Source organism: Actinomadura decatromicini (genome assembly GCF_008121305.1).
Lineage (GTDB): Bacteria > Actinomycetota > Actinomycetes > Streptosporangiales > Streptosporangiaceae > Spirillospora > Spirillospora syzygii.
The window spans coordinates 586,523-608,435 of the sequence record NZ_VSRQ01000006.1 but is presented as its reverse complement, the minus strand read 5'-3'; the positions used below and the strand labels follow the sequence as shown (position 1 = coordinate 608,435).

The following is a 21,913-nucleotide window of genomic DNA, read 5'->3' as shown; positions in this document are numbered from 1 at the left end:
TCCCCGCGTGCTAGCTCTTGACCGGGGCCTGCTGCAGGTTCTGGACGAAGTCGATGACGTCCTTCACCGTCTTCAGGTTGCGCAGCTCGTCGTCGGGGATCTCGACGCCGAACTGGTCCTGCGCGGCCACCGCGATCTCGACCATCGACAGCGAGTCGATGTCCAGGTCGTCGATGAAGTTCTTCTCCGGGGTCACCTCGGACTTGTCGATGCCGACGATGTCGTCGATGATCTCGGCGAGGCCGGCCAGGATCTGCTGTTCGGTGGCGACTTCTGCCATGGTCTGCGTTTCTCCTTCGGTGGGTTGGTCCAGAGCCTGCGAGCAGGTGTGACGGCCTACGGGATCTGGATGACTTGGGCAGCGTAGGACAGCCCGGCGCCGAACCCGACCAGCAGGGCCGGGGCGCCGGACGGCACGTCGCCGCGTTCGATCATGCGGGACAGGGCGAGCGGGATGGAGGCTCCCGACGTGTTGCCGGAGTGGACGATGTCGTCGGCCACGACGGCGTTGTCGGCCTTCACCTTGCGGGCGATGGCCTCGATGATCCGGAGATTGGCCTGGTGGGGGACGATCGCGGCGAGGTCGGCCGGGCTGATCCCGGCGCGCTCGCACGCCTCGGCCGCGACGGGGGCGATGGCGGTGGTCGCCCAGCGGAACACCGCCTGCCCCTCCTGCCGGATGAACGAGTGCCGGTCATCGATGATGATCTTGTCGTACTTGTCGCCGGCGCTGCCCCACACGACCGGGCCGATGCCGGGCGTCTCGCTGGCGGTGACGACCGCGGCGCCCGCGCCGTCCGCGAAGATGATGCAGGTGGAGCGGTCCGTCCAGTCGATCCACTGGGACATCTTCTCCGAGCCGATCACCAGCACGTTGCGGGCGCTCCCGGCGCGGACGGCGGAGCTGGCGGTGCCGAGCGCGTAGCAGAACCCGGCGCACGCGGCGTTGATGTCGAACGCGCCGGGCGCGTCGATGCCGAGCCGGTGCGCGATCTGCGCGGCGTGCCCCGGCATCGGCGACTCCGCCGAGCAGGTGGCGAGGATCACGAGGTCGATGTCGGACGGGGCGAGTCCGCTGCCCGCGAGCGCCTTGCCGCCCGCGTGCACGCCGAGCTCGACGATGCCCTCGTCGTCGCCCGCGATGCGCCGCTCCGCGATGCCGACCCGGCTGCGAATCCAGGCGTCGTCGGTCTCGACCGTCTTGGCGAGGTCGTCGTTGGTGACGATGCGCGCCGGCCGATAGTCGCCGAACGCCAGAATCCGAGCCCCCGGAGCCGCCTCAGGAATCCGAAGCCCCCCGCTCATGCCGCGGCCTCCGCGTCAATCAGCGCGCGGGCTTTGTCGAGGTCCGCGGGGGACTTCAGGGCGACCAGTTCGACGCCCTTCAGCTCGCGGCGGGCGAGGCCGGTGAGGGTGCCCGCGGGCGGCAGCTCGATGATGCCGGTGACGCCCAGCCCGGTCATGGTCTCCATGCACATGTCCCAGCGGACGGGCGCGCTGACCTGGGCGACCAGCCGGTCCACGAAGTCGGCGCCGGACGCGACGACCGCGCCGTCGCGGTTCTGCAGCAGCCGCGTCCGCGGGTCGGCGACGGGCGCCCCGGAGGCGACGCGGCCGAGCGCGTCGACGGCGGGCGCCATGTGCTCGGTGTGGAACGCCCCGGCCACCGACAGCGGGCGGAGCCTGGCCTTCGCGGGCGGCTCGTCGGCGAACCGGGCGAGCTGCTCCAGCGTCCCGGCGGCGACGACCTGGCCCGCGCCGTTCACGTTCGCGGGGGTGAGCCCGTGCTTGTCGATCGAGGCGAGGACCTCGGCGGGGTCGCCGCCGAGCACGGCGGTCATCCCGGTCTCGGTGACGGCGGCGGCCTCGGCCATCGCGCGTCCCCGCTCCCTGACGAGCACGAGCGCCGTCTCGGGGCTCAGCACTCCGGCGATCGACGCCGCGGCGAGCTCTCCGACACTGTGCCCGGCAACCGCGCCGGGCACGGCACCGTCCTCGTACAGGACGCCGTAGGCCGCCAGCGCGGCGGCGACGAGCAGCGGCTGGGCCACAGCGGTGTCACGGATCTCCTCGGCGTCCGCGACCGTCCCGTAGCGAACCAGGTCGAGCCCCGTCACCGCGGACCACCAGGCCAGGCGATCGGCGACTCCGGGTATCTCTAGCCATGGCTGCAAGAAGCCGGGGGTCTGGGCGCCCTGGCCGGGCGATGCGAGGAGAATCACTCGACCAGCCTGCCGCCAACGCCCCTCCCATCACGATGCCTGACGGCACAACTTTGCCCAGGGCCCTTTGTACGACCCCTACAACCCTGGTCACTTAGGGGACGACCCCCTAGCCACGCAGCGAGAAGAGTCGTGACGTGCGTCTCAGCGGGCCGCCCCCGGCGTGGGTCAGCGGGATTGGAAGCGGCCGAGAACCAGCGCGATGCGCAGGGTGAAGGCGTTGCGTCCGTCGGTCGGGGCGAGGCCGGTCAGTTCGGTGACGCGGCGGAGCCGGTACCGCACCGTGTTCGGATGGACGAACAGCAACCGCGCTGTGGCCTCCAGCGACGAGCCCTGTTCGAGGTAGGTGGTGAGCGTGTCGAGCAGGGGTGCGCCCGCGGCGAGCATCGGGTTGTAGACGCTGTCGACCAGGTAGCGGCGCGCCTCGTCGTCGCCGTCGAGGGCGCGCTCGGGAAGCAGCTCGGTCGCCTGGACGGGACGCGGCGCGTCTGGCCATCCGGCGGCGGCGCGGAGCCCGGCGACGGCGGCCTGCGCGGACAGCGTCGAGTCGTAGAGGTCGGGGACCCGCGGTCCGACGACGACCGGCCCGGGCCCGCACTTGGCGGCGATCGGACGGGCCGCGTCCATCGGGTCGGTGTCGCCGCCGACGATGACGATCACCCGGTGCCCCTGGACGCCCGCCAGCACGTCGGCGCGCGCGCGGCGGGCGGCGAGCTGCATCTGGTCGATGGTGACCTCGGGTTCTTCGTCCTCGGGGGTGAACCCGGCGATGACGGTGACGGGCTTGGACGTCCAGCCGAGCGCGGCCGCCCACGAGTGCATGCCGTCGTCGACCTCCCCTTGGAGGACGGCGTTGACGACGAGGGCTTCCAGCCGCGCGTCCCACGCGGCGCGCGTCTCGGCGGCGCGCGCGTACACCTGCGCGGCGCCGAACGCCACGTCGCGGGTGTAGCGCAGGATGGCCTCGCGGAGCTGGGCCTCGCCGCCGGGCGCGGCCAGCTCGTCCAGCCGGGTCTCGACCACGTCGATGATGACGCGGACCATGTCGATGGTGTGCTGGAGCTTGATGGCGCGCAGCAGCTCGCGGGGCGCGGTGCCGAACACCTCCCCGGCGATGGCCGGACGGGTCCGCTCGTTGTTCTTGAACCACTCGACGAACGCGGCGATGCCGGCCTGGGCGACGAGCCCGATCCAGGACCGCTGGTCGGCGGGCATCCGCCGGAACCAGGGGAGTTGTTCCTCCATGCGGGTGAGGGCCGCGGTGCCGAACGTCCCCATCGCCTTCTCCAGGCGCCGGGTCGTCTGCTCGCGGATTTCGGCATCGTTCGCGGTGTCCACCACCCCAGGGTGCCACCCCCGACGACGTGGACCGGCCCGAAGCGCGCCCCGGAGTCAGCCGGAGGTGACCTCGGCGGGACGTCCGAGCGCGATCGCGGTGAGGTTGCGGAGGGACGCGGAGCCCGGCGCGAATGGTCGCTGTGCCCGCCGTTCCCGGCGTCGAAGACCCGCGCGCCGAACGAGCGGGAGACCGTGTCGGCCCCCAGTTGTTCAGGCATGGGTTACTTCTTTGGGGCGGCCCAGGGCTATCAGGGCCAGGTTGTGCAGGGAGCGGGAGCCTGGGGCCAGGTAGCCGCTGTGGGGGCCGGTGCCGGCGTCGAAGGGGAGGGCGCCGAAGCCGGACGAGACCGGGTCGGGGCCGAAGCCGAGCCCGGCGACGCGGACGTTCGGTACGTAGCGCATCCAGTCGCCCTTGGCGCGGCCCGCCCAGATGTGCGCGGACGTCCCGAGGTCGGCGGCGTGTCGCACCGTGGTGCCGGGGCTGCCGAACAACGCGATGTCGTCCACCGGCAGGGGCGCGAGACGCGGGGCGGCCTTGGCGCAGACCACCGAGCCGTAGCTGTGGCAGAGGAGCGCGAACCGGGTGTGGTCATTGACGCGGTGCACGTCCGTTAAGAGTTCGCGGAGGGTGCGGGCACCGGATTCGGCGCGTCCGGTGGTCAGGACGGCGGTGCTCCGGGTGGACGGCGAGTCGTAGCCGAGCCAGGCGATCACCGCCACGTGCGCGCCGGGAGCGTCCGCGCGTAGCCGCCGGTAGAGCGCGCGGCTGCCGCCGCCGACGAACTTGGCAGAGTCGTAGTCGGCCAGCGAGTTGTCGGCGCCGGGCACGACCACCGCGACCCGGTCGGCGTGCCGCAGGTCGCCGAGGACTTCGACGGCCTGCCCGTCGCCGCGCGCGTCGAACGACAGGAATCGGCGACCATTCGAGAGGAAGGCGGGGAGGGCCCGCAGCTTGGTCTCGTCGTGGGCGCGCCGGGCGGTCGCCAGCGCGCGGCCGATCTCTCGGTCGGTGGCCCGGTAGCGGGCGTTCAAGGTCGCCGCCGTCAGCTCGGGCGGCGGCGCGGGCGCGCTGTACAGCTCGGCGCGGGCGGTCGCGGCGGTGGTGGAGCCGGTCGCCGCCAGGACCGACAGCACCGCCGCGACCGTGCGGATCCTGGGCATCCGGGCCGTCCCTCTCGGTGAGTCGAAGCACTGAGTAGGACGCTAGAAATCCGGCCCCCGATCGCGGATCAACCGGCGGAGTGGTCTTTCGAGGTGCGACTCCGGTAGCACCGATGCCACCCCGGTATGGCCCGCCCGCCGGCGCCGTCGCTCCGGGGTATCAGTCGCCGGGCCTGACCAGGCCGATCTCGTAGGCGTAGACGATCGCCTGCGGACGGTCGCGGAGTTCGAGCTTCATCAGGATCCGTCCGAAATGGGTCTTGACGGTCTGCTCGGCGACGACGAGCCGTTCGGCGATCTCCCCGTTGGACAGCCCCCGCGCGACCAGCGCCAAGACTTCGGTCTCCCGCCCGGTCAGCTCGTCCAGCCGCGCGCGGGTCGGCGTGCGCGGGCCGCCGAGCCGGGAGAACTCCGCGATCAGCCGCCGCGTGATCGACGGGGACAGCAGCGCGTCGCCCGCCGCGACGACCCGCACCGCGTCGGCCAGTTCGGTCGCGGACGCGTCCTTGAGAAGGAAGCCGCTGGCCCCGGCGCGCAGGGCCGCGTAGACGTAGTCGTCCAGGTCGAAGGTGGTGAGCATGAGGATCTTCGGTGCGTCCTCGTCGGCGTCGGCGAGGATCCGGCGGGTGGCCTCCAGGCCGTCCATCACGGGCATGCGGACGTCCATCAGCACCACGTCGGGGCGCAGCGCGGCGACCCGCCGCACGCCCTCCTCGCCGTTCACGGCCTCGCCGACGACCTCGATGTCGGGCTGGGCGTTCAGCAGCACGCCGAATCCGCTGCGCACCATGCCCTGGTCGTCGACGATCACGACCCGTATGGTCACGTGGCGTCCCGCGCCAGCACGGGCAGGTTGGCGGTCACGGCGAATCCTCCCTCGGGGGCGTGCCGCGCGGTCAGGGCGCCGCCGAGCGCGGCGGCCCGCTCCCGCATCCCGACGAGGCCGTGCCCGCCGCCCCGGATGCCCGGATCGGGGGACCGGCCGTCGCCGGGCGGCCCGTTGACGACGCCGAGCCACACTACGCCGTCGTCGTGGGTCACCTCGACCTGCACGTGCGAACCGGGCGCGTGCCGCATGGCATTGCTCAGCGCCTCTTGCAAGATGCGGAACGCGGTGAGGCCGACGCCCGGCGGGAGCCCGGCGAGGTCGCCCTCCACGCGCGTCTCCACCGACAGCCCGGCGGCCCGCGCGTTGCCGACCAGCTCGCCCAGCCGGTCGAGGCCGGGCTGCGGAGCGGTCTCGGCGCCGTCCTCGCCGCGCAGGACGCCGAGGACGCGGCGCAGCTCGGTCAGCGCGTCGAGCGCCGTCGCGCGGATCTCGGCGAGGTCGCCGCGGGTCTCGTCGGGCAGCGACTCGACCTTGTAGGGCGCGGCCTCCGCCTGGATCGCGATCATCGACATGTGGTGGGCGACGACGTCGTGCAGCTCCCGCGCGATCCGCTGCCGCTCGGTGAGCACGGCCTCGGCGTCCTGGTGCCGCCGCGCCTCCTCGGCGAGCTGCCGCTCCCGCTCGGCGAGCTGGCGCCGGGACGTCTGCCGCAGCCGGACGGCCGCGCCCACCGCCAGCGGCAGCAGGAGCAGCACCATCGCGTTCGGCGCGGTCTCGGCGTCCTTGATCCACACGCCGCCGAGCGACAGCAGCCCGACGCCGAGCGTGACGTCGCGCGGGCAGCGGACCGCGACCGTGTAGAGCGCGGCGACCCCGGCGATCGCGCCCGCCGGGACGTACGGCATGCCCACCCAGTCGCCGACGTCGACCAGCGCCGTCGCCGCGAAGCTCCACCGCCACGCGCCGAGCGGCCAGCGGTCGCGCAGCGCGAGCGGCGCGGCGACCGCCACCGCGATGAACAGCTTCGTCGCGCCGGACAGCAGCACGCCCCGCTCGACCGCCTCGTCCGACAGCAGCGCGACCGTGCTGGCCACCATGACGACGGTCAGGGCCGTGCCGAGCATGTTGACCACGTAGCCGAACGGCAGCCGCCCGACGCCGACGTGCCGCGTCCAGCGCAGCGGCCGGGGCCAGGGCCGGTCGAGGGGCGCGGGATCGGCGCGTCCGGTGACCGCCGCGGCCAGCAGCACGTCCCGCAGGACGTACCGCGGGACGTTGGTCTCGGCGGCCATGAGCCCAGGCTAGAGAACGCCCGCCGTCATCCGGATGACACCGTGGTAGGACACGTCCCGTCATACCTGACGGTTACGAAGCCCGGGCGCTCTACAGTTTCAGCCGAGCGGCCCGCGACTCCAGGTAGCGCTGCTCGGCGATGCTGGCGGTGGCCTTCGCGGCGAGCCGGTAGTGCTCGTAAGCCCCGGCCGTGTCGCCGGTCTTCTCCAGCAGGTGCGCCCGCACGGCCAGCAGCCGGTGATGCCCGGCCATCCTCGCGTCATCGTCCAGCGTGGACAGCAGGGCCAATCCGGCCTGCGGGCCTTCGGTCTCGGCGAGCGCGATCGCCCGGTTGAGGGTGACCATCGGGTTGGGCGCGATCCGCTCCAGGATCAGGTAGAGGGCGTGCACCTGCGCCCAGTTGGTCTCCTCGGCCGTGGCCGCGTCGGCGTGCGTGGCGGCGATGGCGGCCTGCAACTGGTACGGCCCGAGCGCCGGGCCCGCCAGCGACGTCTTGATCAGCTCGGTGCCCTCGTCGATCAGGCCGCGGTCCCACTTCGCGCGGTCCTGCTCGTCCAGCGGTATGAGGTCTCCGGTATCCGTCGTGCGGGCGTCCCGGCGGGCGTGGGTCAGCAGCATCAGCGCGAGCAGGCCGGTCACCTCGGCGTCCTCGGGGAGCTGCGCGTGGACCATCCTGGCCAGCCGGATCGCCTCGCGTGCGAGGTCGGCGCGGTGCAGCTCGCTGCCCGACGACGCGGTGTACCCCTCGTTGAAGATCAGGTAGAGCACGTGCAGGACGACCCGGAGCCGCTCCTCCCGCTCCGCGCCCTCCGGCAGGGTGAACGAGCTGCCCGCGGCCTTGATCCGCTGCTTGGCCCGGCTGATCCGGGCCGCCATCGTGGCCTCCGGCACCAGGAACGCGCGGGCGATCTCGGCGGTGGTCAGACCGCCGACCGCCCGCAGCGTCAGGGCGGTCTGGGACGCCGCGGTGAGCGTCGGATGGCAGCACAGGAACAGCAGAAGCAGGGTGTCGTCGGTGTCCGGCACGTCCTCGGGGACCACCTCGGCGGCCGTCGCCGACTCCCGCTCGCGGCGCGCGTGGTCGCTGCGCATCTGGTCGACGAGCCGCCGGGACGCGACGGTCACCAGCCAGCCGCGCGGGCTGTCCGGCACTCCCTCGTCCGGCCACTGCACGCTGGCGGCGAGGACGGCCTCCTGCACGGCGTCCTCACACCCCTCGAAGCGACCGTACCGACGTACCAACGTGCCGAGGACCTGCGGCGTGAGCTCACGCAGCAGGTCCTCGATGCCTGGGCTGGTCATGCCTCCAATTGTCCGTCAGCGAACATGACCTGCCGCACCTCGATCCCGAGACCCTCGATCGCGGCGTCCGGGATCTGCGCCGCGAGCTCGATCGCGCGCTCCTTGTCCTCGCAGTCGATCAGGTAGAAGCCGCCCAGGTACTCCTTGGCCTCCAGGAACGGGCCGTCGGTCACCACCGGCTGGCCGCCCCGCACGGACACCACGGCGGCCTGGGACGGGTCGGCGAGCGCCTGCGTGGTGATCAGCTCCCCGGACGCCTTCAGCTCCTCGATGAACCGGCCGTGGCCCTCGCCGATCGCCGCCCGCTCCGCGTCGGTCAGCGCGTCCAGCACGGCCGGGTTGATGTGCATGCTGATCAGGAACTTCATCTCGTACCCCTCGTCGTCTCGCGGCCCCGGGCGGGCCCCGTTCCGCGGGCCCCTGCTGGGCCCCTTCGACCGTTGGTCGGAGCCACCGCCGCCGCCTTGACGTCCCCGCGCCAAGAATCTCGGACGGATTCTCCCCGGTCTCGATGTCGAGAACCGCTCGGCCGCTCCGACCAACCGTCGAAACGTCGAGAGAACGGACCTTCGGATATGCGAATCGACCGGGCATGGCTGGGCGCGGCCCTCCTCATGCTGCCGACCTTCATCGTCGCGATGGACGCCACGGCGCTGCTCCTCGCGCTCCCCGAACTGAGCGCCGACCTGGGCGCGAGCGGCGTCGAGCAGCTGTGGATCAGCGACGGCTACGGGTTCCTGGTGGCCGGCATGGTCATCACGATGGGCACGCTCGCCGACCGGATCGGCCGCCGCCGACTGCTGATCGTCGGCGCGGCGGCGTTCGCGGCGCTGTCGATCGTGGCGGCCTTCGCGGCCGACCCGCTGATGCTGATCGCCGCGCGGGCGCTGCTCGGCGTCGCGGGCGCGACCCTCGCCCCGTGCACCCTCGCCCTGCTCACCAACGTCTTCCGCGACGAGAGGCAACGCGGGAAGGCCATCGCGATCTGGGCGACCTGCCAGTTCACCGGCGGCGCGCTCGGGCCGGTGCTCGCCGGTGTCCTGCTCCAGCACTTCTGGTGGGGATCGGTGTTCCTGGCCGCCGTCCCGCCGATGCTGCTGCTGGTCCTCGCCGGGCCCGTCCTGCTGCCGGAGTTCCGCGGCGACCACGCCGGACGCCTGGACCCGACCAGCGTCGGGCTGTCCCTGGCGGCGGTGCTCCTGATGATCTACGGGATCAAGCAGGTGGCCGTGGAGAGCGCGCGGGCCGTGCCGGTGGCGGCCATCGTCGTCGGCGCGGCCATCGGGTTCGTGTTCGTCCGCCGCCAACTGCGGCTGGAGACGCCGCTGCTGGACCTGCGGCTGTTCCGCAACCGGCCGTTCACGGCGGTGATCGTCGCGCTGGTGCTCGCCGGGATCGCCATGGCCGGGACGGGCCTGCTCGTGACCCAGTACCTGCAGAGCGTGCTCGGCTACTCGCCGGTCGCGGCGGCGACGCTGTTCGCGCCGATGGGCCTGGGCGTGGCGGCCGGCACCATGGCCGCGCCGACGCTGGCCAAGCGGATGAAGCAGACGACCGCGATCGCCGGTGGGCTGGGCGTGTCCGCGCTGGGCAGCCTGCTGCTGGTGGGCGTCGGCGGCGCGGGCACGCTGCCACTGGTGATGATCGGCATCGCCGTGCTGGCGCTCGGCACCGGTCCGCTGTTCGCCCTGGGCACCGGTCTCGTCGTCGGGTCCGTCCCGCCGGAGCGGGCGGGGTCGGCGGCGTCGATGTCGGAGACCGGCAACTTCTTCGGCGGCTCGCTCGGCTTCGCGCTGCTCGGCGTGGTGGCCGCGGCCGTCTACCGCGACCGGATGGACGGCGGCTCCGACTCCCTGGCGGGTGCGATGGCCTCCGCCAGAACCCTTCCCGCCGACCAGGGCGCTGACCTGGTGGACGCCGCGCGGGAGGCGTTCACCGCCAGCCTGCACGTCACCGGCCTCGTCGCGGCGGTCATCTTCGTCGGAGCGGCCGTGCTCGTCCTGGCCATGCGCCGCCCAGCGGACCGGCCCGCCCCGACTCACCGTGTACACGATGGCGAGCTCATGGAACCGCCGAGTGCGGCCCGCTCCACGCTTTGAGCGGATCGGATGTCTGGGTACGGTGCGAGGCGTGGAGCCCGTCGAAGCCCTGCGCCGCATCGCGTTCCTGCTGGAGCGCGCCCACGAGCCGACCTACCGGGTGCGGGCCTTCCGCACGGCCGCCGACCTGGTCGGACGGACGCCTCCCGACGAGGTCGCGGCCCGCGCCCGCGAGGGCACGCTGACCGCGCTGCCCGGCATCGGCAAGGTCACCGCCCTGGTGATCGAGGAGGCGCTGCGCGGCGAGACGCCCGTCTACCTGCGCCGACTGGAGGCCACCGAGGGGCAGCCGCTCGACGAGGCGACGGCCGCGCTCCGCGCGGCGCTGAAAGGCGACCTGCACACGCACAGCGACTGGTCGGACGGCGGCTCCCCGATCCTGGAAATGGCCGAGACGGCGCGCGGGCTCGGCCACGAATACCTCGCGCTCACCGACCATTCGCCGCGCCTCAAAGTCGCCAACGGCCTGTCCGCCGACCGGCTCCGCGAACAACTCGACATCGTCGCCGAGTTGAACGGACAGCTCGCCCCGTTCCGCATTCTGACCGGTATCGAGGTCGACATCCTGGAGGACGGAGCCCTCGACCAGGAAGCGGACCTCCTCGACCGCCTGGACGTGGTCGTCGCCAGCGTCCATTCCAAACTGCGCATGGACCGCGTGGCGATGACCAAACGCATGGTGACGGCGATCTCGAACCCGCGCGTGAACGTCCTCGGCCATTGCACCGGACGCATCGTCAAAGCCGGAGGCAAGCGCGGCGGGCTGCGCCCGGAATCCGAATTCGACGCGGCCCTCGTCTTCGACGCCTGCGCCGCCTACGACGTCGCCGTGGAGATCAATTCCCGGCCCGAGCGGCTCGACCCGCCGAAACGGCTGCTGCGCGTCGCCGTCGAGGCGGGCTGCCGGTTCGCGATCGACTCCGACGCCCACGCCCCCGGCCAGCTCGACTGGCAGCCCTTCGGCTGCGAACGCGCCGCACGCTGCGCCGTCCCGCAGTCCCAGGTCGTCAACACGCTCCCGGCCGACGACCTCCTCTCCTGGACGCGTTCGAAACTCTGACGCCTGCGAGGGCCGAAAGGGCAAGGCGTCTGCACCCGAGCCTGCCCGTCCGGACGTATCGCCGAGCAGGACGGAACGGTGACACTGGACGCTCCCATCCGGTGGTCCAGAGGGGGACGCACGTATGCGAGCGCAGAAGCCCGGCGAGGAGCAGCGGAGGGAAACGCAGCGCCCGGGAAGGGCCGCGCCCGCGCGGCAGACCTCGTCCGGCGGCGGAACGACGGCGGACTCGATACTGGGACTCCAGCGCCTCGCCGGAAACGCGGCGGTGTCCCGCATCCTGGGGCGGCGGCACGCGCCCGCGACCCCCGTCCAGCGCATGAACCAGGACGAGTTGCACCGGAATCCGCAGGGTCCCTCGCTGCGGATACGGGGTCCCCGCCGCTCCCACGCGAGCGGCCGCACACCGAACGCGCTGACGCGGGAGGAATGGGAGACGCTGCCGGAGGCCACCCGGAACGGCAGCCACAAGGAGCGCGTGGAATCCGACGAGGATCCGAACACGCTCCAGGAGACCGATCCGGGGCTCCATTACTCTTTGGGCAGCGTCCGCAGGCTGGCGCCGGGGATTTCCGAAGAGGCCGGGCGCAACGAGGTACTGGAGGGCATCGGCCGCAGCGACCCGGCGACGCGCGACTACTGGAACCGCCAGGACGCACGCGACGCCCAGCTCGGCCGCGACGCGCGAGCCACGCTCAACGCGTACACGGGCACTCCCGCGAGTCGGCACCAGCGCCACCAGGACGTGGAGCAGGCCCTGGACGACGACAACTCCCAGGACGCGATGGACGACCTGCGCGCACTGCTGGAGAATTACGAGGGCGTGGCCATCGGCGGCCCCCACTCCGGGGCGCCGATCTGGGGGTTCCTGTGCGCGCACATGGCGGAGATCCGGCAGGCCGGCGTGCGCACCCTCTACCTGGAGAGCATCCGGGACGACGCCTACCAGGCGCGCGTCGACGCCTACCTCGCAGGCGGGGCCATGAGCCCCGAGCTGCGGGCGTTCGCCGTCCGCTACGACGGCAGCCACAACCTGGGCGCGACCGGGCTGAGAGCCCTGCTGGAGGCCGCCCGGACGCACGGCATGCGGGTCAAGGGCCTGGACGGCCGCCCCGCCCGCCGTCCCACGATGCAGGCGAACGCTCTTTACCAGCGGGCCGTCGCCATGAACACTTACGCCAACCAGGTCGTCGCCAACGACCGACGCCGTCCGTCGGCGGCGGGCGCCTACCTCATGGAGTTGGGCGCCCGGCACACCGGCATGCACCCGGGCCCGGCGCAGGACATGACGGTGCACGGGACCCCGTTCCAGGCGGGCGAGGAGTTCCCCGGCGTCGACGACCTGCTGGACATCCCGGCGGTCTCCTTCCAGGACGACGGCCGCCTCCGCCGCCTGTCCAACTCCTGACCGCGGCGGAGCCCGCCGTCCGGTCGCGCTGGACTGTCGGAGGCGCCGCGTACGGTCGCCGTGTGAACCGCACCGACCGCTTGTACGCCCTGGTGGAGGAGTTGCGGGCCTGCGCGCCGCGCCGGGTCAGCGCACGGGAGCTGGCCGCGCGGTACGAGGTGAGCGCCCGCACGATCGAGCGCGACATCTGCGCGCTGCAGCAGGCCGGTGTCCCGATCTTCGCGGACGTGGGCCGGGGCGGCGGCTACACGCTCGACAAGAGCCGCACGCTGCCGCCGCTGAACTTCAGCCCCGCCGAGGCGGTGGCCGTCGCGATCACGCTGGCCCGCGCGACCGGCTCGCCGTACACCCGGTCCGCGCGGACCGCGCTGCACAAGATCGTCACGGCGATGTCGGCGGCCGACAGCGCCTCCGCCCGCGAGCTGGCCGACCGCATCCGCTTCCTCGGCCCGGCGGACGGCGACGACCCCGCGTCGGCTGTGCCGTCCGTTCCGTCCGTGCTGGAGGAGGCGATCGTGACGCGCCGGGTGGTCCGCCTCACCTACGTCGACCGGGAGGGCGCCGAGACCGAACGCGATGTCGAGCCTGTGACGTTCACGGCGTCCGCCAACGGCTGGTATCTGACGGCCTGGTGCCGGATGCGGGGCGGCTGCCGCATCTTCCGCACCGACCGCGTACGCCGCGCCGTCCTCCTGGAGGAGACCGCCCCCGAACGAGCCCCCGACGCCATGCACAAGGACGCCCCGCGCGACTTTGTCGCCCGTCCCCTCGAATTCGTCTGATCCACCCTCCCCGCGAGAGCCATTGTCAACTCCCCAGATCCCGGGATGTCGCCTTCCATCGCCGCAGCGCATATTCGGGGCATGCCTTCGGCGACGGACGGAGGCGGCGGGGAATTCTCCGGAGGGGGAGAAGTGAAGAAGTCAGCACGGTTTCTCGTAATGGCGGCGGCGTCCGCGGTCATCGCCGGTGGCGCTTTCGCCGTCGTGGGGACGGCGGCCGACGCCGGTACGGCGGGACGGACCAACCAGCGCGTCGCCGCGACCACGCTGTGGGCCAAGGTCGCCGCGAACGGCGCGTTGCTCGACGCGTCGGGCATCGGCGGCGTCAGCCACACCCCTGGGCGCTACAACCTCACCACGAGCGTCGACATCATCAGGTGCGCGCTGACCGGGACGGTCAACACCGAGGGCGGCGAGGACCCCGGGCCGGGGAGCGCCTGCTAGCCCGACGGGGGAAGGCCCGGAAACGCGATCCCAAATCGCGTTTCCGGGTCTGGCCGTCCCGCCGGCCAGGGCCTCGTGAAAAGTGAAAATTGAAGGGTTGGAACATTTCACCGTTGATTGAAAGTGAATGGCGTGAAAGTTACCCTCCGGGTTGCTCGCAGCCGCCGGTGCAGGCGGCGCCGCTCCCAGTGAAGGGAACCGCATGCGCAGAGGGATCGCCATTTCCGCCGTCGCCGTCGCGCTGACCGTGGCCGCGGCGTCGGTCAGCCCGGCGGCGGCGAGCCCGCGCCTCGTCCGAGGTTCGAACGGGCTCACCGTCCAGATCGTGAGCGTCAACGGCTCCGGCTGCCCTCGCGGCACGGTCATGGCCGCCGTCAGGGAAGACAAGGGCGCGTTCGTCGTCGGCTACAGCCAGTTCATGGCCCAGGCGGGCGGCTCGTCCAGGCCCATGGATTCCCGCAAGTGGTGCCAGGTCGCCTTGAAGGTCGGGGGTGTCCCGAAGGGGTTCACCTACGCCATCGCCTCGACGGACCACTACGGCTTCGCCTCCCTGGAGGACGGCGCGAACGCCACTCATGAGGCCGCCGCCTTCTTCTCGGGTCAACCGGGGCACGTCACCACCACGCACAGCCTCAACGGCGCCTTCAACCACACCTGGTCATTCACGGACCTGACGCCGCCCAGCCAACTCGTCTACAAGCCGTGTGACGAGGAGCCGAACCTCAACATCGATACCGACGTGCGGGTCGACAAGGGCACATCAGATCCGTCGAAGGTCAGCTTCATCTCCGTGGGCGACGAACTCCAGACCACCTACTACGTCACTTGGAAGATCTGCCCGTAACCACACCCAGCCGGACGAGAAGGGCAGCAAAGCTCTGGCGGGTGAGGTTCAGGTGGCCGGTGTCAGGGGCTTTGCTGTCGCGGATGCCGATGTGACCGTTCAAGTCCGCGATCTCGACGCAATTGTTTTCGACCGCGCCGCTGTGGGTGCTCTTACGCCATTGGACCGCGTTATTCATGGCTGCGATGCCAGGCGGCCCAGGAGGGCGGTGAAGTCTTGGCGAGTGAGGGTGACATGGCAAGTGTGGGGTGACTTGCTGTCGCGGATCGCGATGCGGCCGTTGAGGTTGGCGATCTCGACACACTCGCCTTCGTTGCCGCCGCTGTAGGTGCTCTTGCGCCACTGGGCTTGGGACAGTCCGGGGGTGTTCATGGCTGTGACGCTATCTCGTCGATGAGTTCCATCGAAGCGGTTCTGTTCAGTGTCGCCGAGAGCAGCAGGTCGAAGATCTCCTCGTGAGACGCGACTTCGTCCTCGTTCTCTACAAAGATGCTCTTGTCCCATTGGTCGCCCACGGTCACGGTAAGCCGTCCAGGCGGGCGCAAGGAGATGAGATGACACGGGGTGATGAGCGAGAGGTATTCGCTGGACGTACTGGGAAGGATGCGCAGGTCCACGTTTTCGAGCCGGGCGACTTCTGCCAGCCGCCGTATTTGTGCGCGCAGGATCACGGGATCGCCGCCGACCTGGTTGCCGAGGACTGTCTCAGCGATGATCGGCACATAGCGGGGCGGGTCGGGGCGGCTCAACACCTGCTGCCGGGACATCCGGAAGTTGACCAGCATCCTGGCGGTGTGTGAGTTCTTGGCGGGGCCGACGGCCATGAGCTTCCAGGTGTAGGCGGGGATCTGGAGGAGTCCCGGAATGATGTTGGGCTGGAAGGTGCGGATCATGGCGGCGTCCTCTTCCAGACTGGCAAGGTCCAAGGCCGCAGCGGAGATCCGGTACTCGAACGCCCGAACCCACTTGCCGGGTTTGTGGGTGGCGAGGTGGAGGAGGGACTCGCGGAGCGGGCCGTCCGCGATGTCGTAGAAGTTGAGGAGGGCGCCCAGTTCCTCCGGGGCGATGGGGTGGAGGCCGTTCTCGACCATGCTCAGCCAGCCCTGGGAGCGGCCGAAGCGGCTGGCGGCGGTCCCCACGGTCAGCTTGTGGTGTTCGCGGGCCTTGCGGAGCGCCGAGCCGATCCGGCGCTGGCGGACGGTTGGAGCGTTACCGAAAGACATCCTTCAAGAATGTCACCGAGGGTGGCCGATTGTGTGCGAACAGCGCGTGGCCGAACGTTCAGCGGCTAAACGTTCAGGCGGGCGCGCGCGAAGGCTTCGGGCGGCGAATGTGGCGGGCGACTCCGAAAGGAAAGGAGGCGCTCCATGGAAGCGCCCAAGACGAGGACGCGGGGAACGGCGACGCGGAAGGAGGGTTCCGAGTCCGCCGTGCGGCGGCGGCGAGGTGTGTCGTGGATCGCGTCGTGATCGGTTGCGGCGGGCAGGACGTGGTGGGCGCGATCACGTTGCCGGGTGTCCGGCGGTCCGTCCGGTACGCGCGGCTGTTCCTGCGGGACATGCTGCCGCCAGGTCACCCGCTGCTGGACGACCTGGTCACGGTCGGGAGCGAGACCGTCTGCAACGCCATCACCCACACGGCGTCCGGTGACGGCGGACGGGTGACGGTCAGCCTGCTGACCGGTCCCGGCCTGTATCGCCTGGAGGTCGCCGACGACGGGGCGGACGGCAAGCGGCCGTACGTCAAGGCGGAGTGCGGCGACGAGAGCGGGCGCGGGATGCGGGTCGTCGAGGCGCTGTCGGAGCGGTGGGGCTTCCGGGTGGACGGCCATCGCACCGTCGTCTGGGCGGAGTTCGGATTCGGGAACTCGCGGGAAAACTCCGACAGAGGGTTGTCGCCGTGTCCTCCCAGGCTGGTCTCGACAGCGTGCAAGGAGGAAACGGATGAGTGTTCCCGCGTTCAATACGGTGACGTGGTTCCAGGTCGGGACCGACGCGCCGGATGAGGCCCGCCGCTTCTACGGCGACATGTTCGGCTGGCAGTTCGCGCAGGACGAAGGCGAGGACGGCTACGACCTCATCACCTACCCGGGCGCCGAGCGTCCGAGCGGCGGGATCGCGCACAGCGCGGACGCGTCCGAGAACCACGCGATATTCCTCGTGATGGTGGAGGACGTGGACGCCACCTGCGCGCGGACGGAGAAGAACGGTGGGAAGGTCGCCGTCCCGGCGACGACGACCCCGAACGGGCTGCGATTCGCCTACCTGGACGACCCGTCCGGCAACCGCTTCGGCGTGTTCAAGCCCGCGGCGTCCTGACGCGCGAGTAACCAAAGGGCCCCGAGGCGAACCTCGGGGCCCTTTCCCGTGATCGCGGCCTACACCTCCGCGATCACCACTTCCTGGACGGAACCCAAGCCACCGCCACGGGCCGGGCGGCCGGAGGGCGCCCAGCGCCCGGAGGCCGCACGGCCCGCCGAGCCGGTCGACCGCAGCGGCACGACACGAACCCGCACGGTCCCGGTGACCCGCACCGTGCCGTGAGGATCGACCGGCTCGCGACGGGGGTCTGGGGGGCGCCCCCCAGGTAGATCACGCGTCCCCGCCGGTGTTGCTTTCGGGGCTGCCCGCGCCGCCTGCGAAGACGTCGGAGACGTCGGCGTTCAGGCGGTACTTCTCGATCGCCTGGTGGAGGGTCTCCGGCTTGATCTCGCCGTTGCGGGCGAGGCGGGTGAGCACCGCGAGGACGATCGAGGCCGCGTCCACGTGGAAGTAGCGGCGGGCGGCGGCGCGGGTGTCGGAGAAACCGAAACCGTCGGTGCCGAGCGACGTGAAGTCGGAGTGGACCCACGGGGCGATCTGGTCGGGGACGGCGCGCATGAAGTCCGACACGGCGACGATCGGCCCGGCGACGCTGTCGAGCCGCCTGGTCACGTACGGGACGCGCTGCTCGGCGTCCGGGTGGAGCAGGTTCCACTCGTCGCAGTCGCGGGCCTCGCGGGCCAGCTCGTTCCAGGAGGTGGCCGACCAGACGTCGGCGGCGACGCCCCAGTCCTCGGCGAGGAGGCGCTGCGCGGCGAGCGCCCAGCGGCCGCCGACGCCGGAGGCGAGGATCTGCGCCCGCGGCGTCTCGCCGTTCCCCGAGCCGACCTCCGACGCCGCCTGGTACAGGTAGAGCCCCTTGAGCAGGCCGTCGACGTCGAGGTTCTCGGGTTCGACGGGCTGCTGGTAGGGCTCGTTGTAGACGGTGAGGTAGTAGAAGACGTCCTCGCCGTTCGGGTGGGCCTCGGACGTCCCGTACATGCGTCGCAGCGCGTCCTGGACGATGTGGGCCAGCTCGAACGCCCACGTCGGGTCGTAGTGGACGCACGCCGGGTTCGACGCCGCGAGCAGCGGGGAGTGCCCGTCGGCGTGCTGGAGGCCTTCACCGGTCAGGGTGGTGCGTCCGGCGGTGGCGCCGAGCAGGAACCCGCGGCCCATCTGGTCGCCGAGCGCCCACATCTGGTCGCCGGTCCGCTGGAACCCGAACATCGAGTAGAAGATGTAGACGGGGATCATGTGCTCGCCGTGCGTGGCGTACGCCGTGCCCGCCGCGATGGTCGAGGCCATCGAGCCGGCCTCGCTGATGCCCTCGTGGAGCATCTGCCCGCTCTCCGACTCCTTGTAGGAGAGCAGGAGCTTGCGGTCGACGGCGTCGTAGGTCTGCCCGTGCGGCGAGTAGATCTTGGACGTGGGGAACAGCGAGTCCATCCCGAAGGTGCGGTACTCGTCCGGGGCGATCGGGACGAACCGCGCGCCGATGTTCTCGTCCTTGATCAGGTCCTTGAGCAGCCGGACGAACGCCATGGTCGTCGCGACGTTCTGCTTGCCGGAGCCCTTCTTCAGCTCGCTGTAGACCGGGTCGCCCGGCAGCTTGAGCGGCTTCGCCCGTACTACTCGTTTCGGTACGAACCCGCCGAGGGCGGCGCGGCGCTCGCGCATGTACTGGATCTCGTCGGAGTCCTCGCCCGGGTGGTAGTAGGGCGGGAGCGGCGCTTCCAGGGCCGAGTCGGGGATGTCGAGGTAGAGCCGGTCGCGGAACTCCTTCAGCTCGGCCTTGGTGAGCTTCTTCATCTGGTGCGTGGCGTTGCGGGCCTCGAAGTCGGAGCCGAGCGTCCAGCCCTTGATGGTGTGGGCGAGGATCACGGTCGGCTGGCCGACGTGCTCGCGGGCCGACTTGAACGCCGCGTACACCTTGCGGTAGTCGTGGCCGCCGCGCGACAGCTTGCGCAGCTCGTCGTCCGACAGGTGCTGGACGATCTTGCGCAGCCGCGGGTCGGCGCCGAAGAACTTCTCCCGGATGTACTCGCCGGACTCGACGCTGAACGTCTGGAACTGCCCGTCCGGGGTGGTGTTCATCTGGTTGACGAGGACGCCGTCGACGTCCTGGGCGAGCAGCGGGTCCCAGTCGCGGCCCCAGATGACCTTGATGACGTTCCAGCCCGCGCCGCGGAAGAACGACTCCAGCTCCTGGATGATCTTGCCGTTGCCGCGGACCGGGCCGTCGAGCTGCTGGAGGTTGCAGTTGACGACGAAGGTCAGGTTGTCGAGTTCCTCGCGGGCGGCGAGGCCGATCGCGCCGAGCGACTCCGGCTCGGACATCTCGCCGTCGCCGAGGAACGCCCACACGTGCGAGCGGGACGTGTCCTTGATCTTGCGGTTGTAGAGGTAGCGGTTGAACCGGGCCTGGTACACCGAGTCGATGGCGGTCAGCCCCATCGACACGGTGGGGAACTCCCAGAAGTCCGGCATGAGCCGCGGGTGCGGGTAGGACGACAGCCCGCCGCCCGGGTGCGAGTGCTCCTGCCGGAACCCGTCGAGCTTGTCGCCGGGGAGGCGTCCCTCCAGGTAGGCCCGGGCGTAGATGCCGGGGGACGCGTGCCCCTGGATGAACACCTGGTCGCCGGACTCGCCGTGGTCCTTGCCGCGGAAGAAGTGGTTGAAGCCGACCTCGTAGAGCGAGGCGGCGGAGGCGTACGTGGCGATGTGCCCGCCGACGCCGATGTCGGGCCGGTTCGCCCGCGACACCATGATCGCCGCGTTCCACCGGATGTAGGCGCGGATGCGCCGCTCCACGTGCTCGTCGCCGGGGAACCAGGGTTCGTGCTCCGGCGGGATCGTGTTGATGAAGTCGGTGCTGCGCAGGCCGGGCACCCCGACCTGGAGCTCGCGCGCCCGTTCCAGCAGCCTGAGCATCACGTAGCGGGCCCGGCCCCGGCCCTCGGTCTTGATGACCGTGTCCAGCGACTCCAGCCACTCCCGGGTCTCGTCCGGGTCGATGTCGGGCAACTGGCTCGGCAGGCCGTCGCTGATGATCGAAAAGCGTTGACGTCCGGAAGCCACGGGTTCCCCTCTGTCCTTACCGTCCTTGCTGGTGAGACCGCCGCCGCCGGGTCGGCGGCCGGCGGTCCCCGGCTGACTGTTCGTCGCCTCGGTACGTGATCCATCGTCGCCGTTTATGACGGCTAACGCATCTCTACCAACCGGTAACCATTGTCCCCGGCCGGCCCCGGGGCAGACCCCGGGCCGGCCGGTTCTTCCTTGGATCGGAGGGGTGATTCCCCTCGACGGGGGGCGGGGAACGTATGAGGCTGGAAGTGCACATGCCGGCACCGTCCGTCCTGGTGGCGGACGTGCGAACTTGGGGGAGCGATGAACGGACGAGTCGGAGACCGGCTGCTCGTGCACGGCAACGTCGTGGGCCAGGCCGACCGGGCGGGAGAGATCGTCGAGGTGCGCGGACCGGACGGCGGCCCGCCCTACGTGGTGCGGTTCGAGGACGGCCACGAGACCCTCGTCTACCCCGGCCCGGACGCGGTGATCGAGTCCCGCGAGGAGATCACGCGCTAGGCGGGCCCCGGATCGGGTAGACCGGGGGCATGGAGAGCACCGTGGTCAGGGTCGCCACCGGCGGGCGCGAGGCCGTGCACGACATCACGGCCGAGTGCGAGCGGTTCGCGGCGGCGGCGGGCGGTGACGGGCTGCTGCACGTCTTCGTCCCGCACGCCACCGCCGGCGTGGCGCTCATCGAGCTCGGGTCTGGCAGCGACGACGACCTGCTCGCGGCCCTCGGCGACCTGCTGCCCGCGGACGACCGCTGGCGGCACGCGCACGGGTCCCGCGGGCACGGGCGGTCGCACGTGCTGCCCGCGATCGTCCCGCCGTTCGCGACGCTGCCCGTCGTGGGCGGCCGGCTGGCGCTCGGGACGTGGCAGTCGGTGGCCCTCGTCGACCTCAACGTCGACAACCCGGAACGTCAAGTCCGCTTGTCTTTTCTCAAAGGATGAGCGAAAGCGAACCCCGGGCACAGGGCCGGAGAACTCCGAGATCGGACCAATGAGGCCACCAAAAGCCGGGAAGACACTTGCGCTAGGGGCCCTCACTTGTGTGGACTGTCCCGCAAACACCGCGCAGGTGCGGACGGGCCACCCGGCCCGGGGGCCGGAATGACAAGCACGGCACCGTGCGGAATGGCGACAATGGGAGGACTTTCGTGAGCGCGACCGCGGGTCAGGCGCAGTCTGAGCGCAGCCTGGCCGAACGGCTCGGCCTGAAGGCGGGCCAGGTGGTGCAGGAGATCGGCTTCGACGACGACGTCGACGAGGGGCTCCGCGAATCCGTCGAGGCCGTCACGGGGAACGAACTGGTCGACGAGGACTACGAGGACGTGGTCGACGTCGTGCTGCTGTGGTGGCGCGAGGAGGACGGCGACCTGTTCGAGGGCCTGACCGACGCGATGATCCCGCTCACCGGAGGCGGCGACATCTGGCTCCTGACCCCGAAGGCGGGCCGGGACGGGCACGTCGAACCGAGCGACATCGGCGAGGCCGCGCAGACGGCCGGCCTGTCGCAGACCAGCAGCGTCAGCGCGGCCAAGGAATGGTCCGGCACGCGGCTGGTCGCGCCCAAGGTTCGCAAGTGACGCCCGAACGGCGAGTGACGCCCGAACGGCGAGCGAGGCCCGGTCGGCTGGTGACGCCCAGGGTCGGCGAGTGACCCGGGCGCCCGCGACCGCGGGCGCGGGCGGGATGCCAGACTGGACCCGTCCTCCACGCCCGTGGGGGACGGGCGCATCCCGCCGCGCGCGGGACGG

24 protein-coding genes are annotated in these 21,913 nt (G+C 71.3%); 11 read left to right on the top strand and 13 right to left on the bottom strand.

Annotated features, from left to right (window positions below; genetic code table 11):
• Positions 1-10: 10 nt before the first annotated feature.
• The 9 genes from FXF68_RS29050 to FXF68_RS29010 all read right to left on the bottom strand — a co-directional run bounded on the left by FXF68_RS29050 (position 11) and on the right by FXF68_RS29010 (position 8,513).
• Complete coding sequence (locus tag FXF68_RS29050) at positions 11-280, bottom strand: acyl carrier protein (RefSeq protein WP_148355420.1); 270 nt, start codon at positions 278-280, stop codon at positions 11-13.
• 56 nt (positions 281-336) lie between these two features.
• Positions 337-1,305: a beta-ketoacyl-ACP synthase III gene (locus FXF68_RS29045; RefSeq protein ID WP_148764650.1), complete on the bottom strand. Its 969-nt coding sequence runs from the start codon at positions 1,303-1,305 to the stop codon at positions 337-339.
• The gene (locus FXF68_RS29040; RefSeq protein WP_148764648.1) at positions 1,302-2,222 is read right to left on the bottom strand and encodes an ACP S-malonyltransferase; all 921 of its coding nucleotides are present in this window, start codon (positions 2,220-2,222) and stop codon (positions 1,302-1,304) included. The genes FXF68_RS29045 and FXF68_RS29040 overlap by 4 nt, the downstream gene beginning before the upstream one ends.
• 168 nt (positions 2,223-2,390) lie before the next feature.
• The gene (locus FXF68_RS29035) at positions 2,391-3,500 is read right to left on the bottom strand and encodes a PucR family transcriptional regulator (protein ID WP_378232902.1); all 1,110 of its coding nucleotides are present in this window, start codon (positions 3,498-3,500) and stop codon (positions 2,391-2,393) included.
• Positions 3,501-3,770: 270 nt separating this feature from the next.
• Positions 3,771-4,721, bottom strand: coding sequence for an alpha/beta hydrolase (locus FXF68_RS29030; protein ID WP_148764646.1), 951 nt, complete (start codon positions 4,719-4,721; stop codon positions 3,771-3,773).
• A gap of 160 nt (positions 4,722-4,881) precedes the next feature.
• On the bottom strand, positions 4,882-5,547 hold the full coding sequence (locus FXF68_RS29025; protein ID WP_148764644.1) for a response regulator: 666 nt from the start codon (positions 5,545-5,547) through the stop codon (positions 4,882-4,884).
• Entirely contained in the window at positions 5,544-6,842 is a 1,299-nt protein-coding gene (locus tag FXF68_RS29020) for a sensor histidine kinase (protein WP_148764642.1), read from the bottom strand. The genes FXF68_RS29025 and FXF68_RS29020 overlap by 4 nt, the downstream gene beginning before the upstream one ends.
• A gap of 91 nt (positions 6,843-6,933) precedes the next feature.
• Positions 6,934-8,145, bottom strand: a complete 1,212-nt coding sequence (locus FXF68_RS29015; RefSeq protein ID WP_148764640.1) for an RNA polymerase sigma factor — start codon at positions 8,143-8,145, stop codon at positions 6,934-6,936.
• A complete protein-coding gene (locus tag FXF68_RS29010) occupies positions 8,142-8,513 on the bottom strand; it encodes a YciI family protein (RefSeq protein WP_148764638.1) in 372 nt (123 codons plus the stop codon). The genes FXF68_RS29015 and FXF68_RS29010 overlap by 4 nt, the downstream gene beginning before the upstream one ends.
• 207 nt (positions 8,514-8,720) lie before the next feature.
• Between FXF68_RS29010 and FXF68_RS29005 the strand changes: the two genes are divergently transcribed.
• The 6 genes from FXF68_RS29005 to FXF68_RS28980 all read left to right on the top strand — a co-directional run bounded on the left by FXF68_RS29005 (position 8,721) and on the right by FXF68_RS28980 (position 14,782).
• Positions 8,721-10,244, top strand: coding sequence for an MFS transporter (locus tag FXF68_RS29005; protein WP_148764636.1), 1,524 nt, complete (start codon positions 8,721-8,723; stop codon positions 10,242-10,244).
• 31 nt (positions 10,245-10,275) lie between these two features.
• The gene (locus tag FXF68_RS29000) at positions 10,276-11,304 is read left to right on the top strand and encodes a PHP domain-containing protein (RefSeq protein ID WP_222870126.1); all 1,029 of its coding nucleotides are present in this window, start codon (positions 10,276-10,278) and stop codon (positions 11,302-11,304) included.
• Positions 11,305-11,428: 124 nt separating this feature from the next.
• On the top strand, positions 11,429-12,712 hold the full coding sequence (locus FXF68_RS28995; protein WP_148764631.1) for a TraB/GumN family protein: 1,284 nt from the start codon (positions 11,429-11,431) through the stop codon (positions 12,710-12,712).
• A gap of 62 nt (positions 12,713-12,774) precedes the next feature.
• Positions 12,775-13,494 (top strand): helix-turn-helix transcriptional regulator, encoded by a 720-nt coding sequence (locus tag FXF68_RS28990; protein ID WP_148764629.1) that lies wholly within the window; start codon positions 12,775-12,777, stop codon positions 13,492-13,494.
• A 132-nt stretch (positions 13,495-13,626) separates the two neighbouring features.
• Entirely contained in the window at positions 13,627-13,938 is a 312-nt protein-coding gene (locus FXF68_RS28985; RefSeq protein WP_187438152.1) for a hypothetical protein, read from the top strand.
• 202 nt (positions 13,939-14,140) lie between these two features.
• Positions 14,141-14,782 carry a DUF4360 domain-containing protein gene (locus FXF68_RS28980; protein WP_148764625.1) on the top strand — a complete coding sequence of 214 codons (642 nt, stop codon included), beginning with the start codon at positions 14,141-14,143 and terminating at the stop codon, positions 14,780-14,782.
• On the opposite strand, the gene FXF68_RS28975 is transcribed toward FXF68_RS28980, so the two are convergent.
• From FXF68_RS28975 to FXF68_RS28965, 3 genes are read right to left on the bottom strand one after another with little or no spacing between them, the layout of a single operon-like run.
• Positions 14,760-14,960 carry a DUF397 domain-containing protein gene (locus FXF68_RS28975; protein ID WP_148764623.1) on the bottom strand — a complete coding sequence of 67 codons (201 nt, stop codon included), beginning with the start codon at positions 14,958-14,960 and terminating at the stop codon, positions 14,760-14,762. The two genes, FXF68_RS28980 and FXF68_RS28975, sit on opposite strands and share 23 nt — an antisense overlap.
• Entirely contained in the window at positions 14,957-15,154 is a 198-nt protein-coding gene (locus FXF68_RS28970; RefSeq protein WP_148764621.1) for a DUF397 domain-containing protein, read from the bottom strand. The genes FXF68_RS28975 and FXF68_RS28970 overlap by 4 nt, the downstream gene beginning before the upstream one ends.
• Positions 15,151-16,005 carry a helix-turn-helix domain-containing protein gene (locus tag FXF68_RS28965; RefSeq protein ID WP_148764619.1) on the bottom strand — a complete coding sequence of 285 codons (855 nt, stop codon included), beginning with the start codon at positions 16,003-16,005 and terminating at the stop codon, positions 15,151-15,153. The genes FXF68_RS28970 and FXF68_RS28965 overlap by 4 nt, the downstream gene beginning before the upstream one ends.
• Before the next feature lie 230 nt (positions 16,006-16,235).
• Between FXF68_RS28965 and FXF68_RS28960 the strand changes: the two genes are divergently transcribed.
• Entirely contained in the window at positions 16,236-16,787 is a 552-nt protein-coding gene (locus FXF68_RS28960; RefSeq protein ID WP_148764617.1) for an ATP-binding protein, read from the top strand.
• Positions 16,726-17,100, top strand: a complete 375-nt coding sequence (locus FXF68_RS28955; protein ID WP_148764615.1) for a VOC family protein — start codon at positions 16,726-16,728, stop codon at positions 17,098-17,100. Before FXF68_RS28960 ends, FXF68_RS28955 begins: the two co-directional genes overlap by 62 nt.
• 273 nt (positions 17,101-17,373) lie before the next feature.
• Here FXF68_RS28955 and aceE read toward each other — a convergent pair whose 3' ends face one another.
• Positions 17,374-20,163: a pyruvate dehydrogenase (acetyl-transferring), homodimeric type gene (aceE, locus tag FXF68_RS28950; protein WP_148764613.1), complete on the bottom strand. Its 2,790-nt coding sequence runs from the start codon at positions 20,161-20,163 to the stop codon at positions 17,374-17,376.
• A 309-nt stretch (positions 20,164-20,472) separates the two neighbouring features.
• Here aceE and FXF68_RS28945 point away from each other — a divergent pair, with 309 nt between their 5' ends.
• From FXF68_RS28945 to FXF68_RS28935, 3 genes are all read left to right on the top strand, one after another.
• Complete coding sequence (locus FXF68_RS28945; RefSeq protein WP_148764611.1) at positions 20,473-20,670, top strand: DUF1918 domain-containing protein; 198 nt, start codon at positions 20,473-20,475, stop codon at positions 20,668-20,670.
• A gap of 29 nt (positions 20,671-20,699) precedes the next feature.
• Positions 20,700-21,107: a YjbQ family protein gene (locus FXF68_RS28940; RefSeq protein WP_148764609.1), complete on the top strand. Its 408-nt coding sequence runs from the start codon at positions 20,700-20,702 to the stop codon at positions 21,105-21,107.
• A 206-nt stretch (positions 21,108-21,313) separates the two neighbouring features.
• On the top strand, positions 21,314-21,742 hold the full coding sequence (locus FXF68_RS28935; protein WP_148764607.1) for a DUF3052 domain-containing protein: 429 nt from the start codon (positions 21,314-21,316) through the stop codon (positions 21,740-21,742).
• The last annotated feature ends 171 nt before the right edge of the window (positions 21,743-21,913 follow it).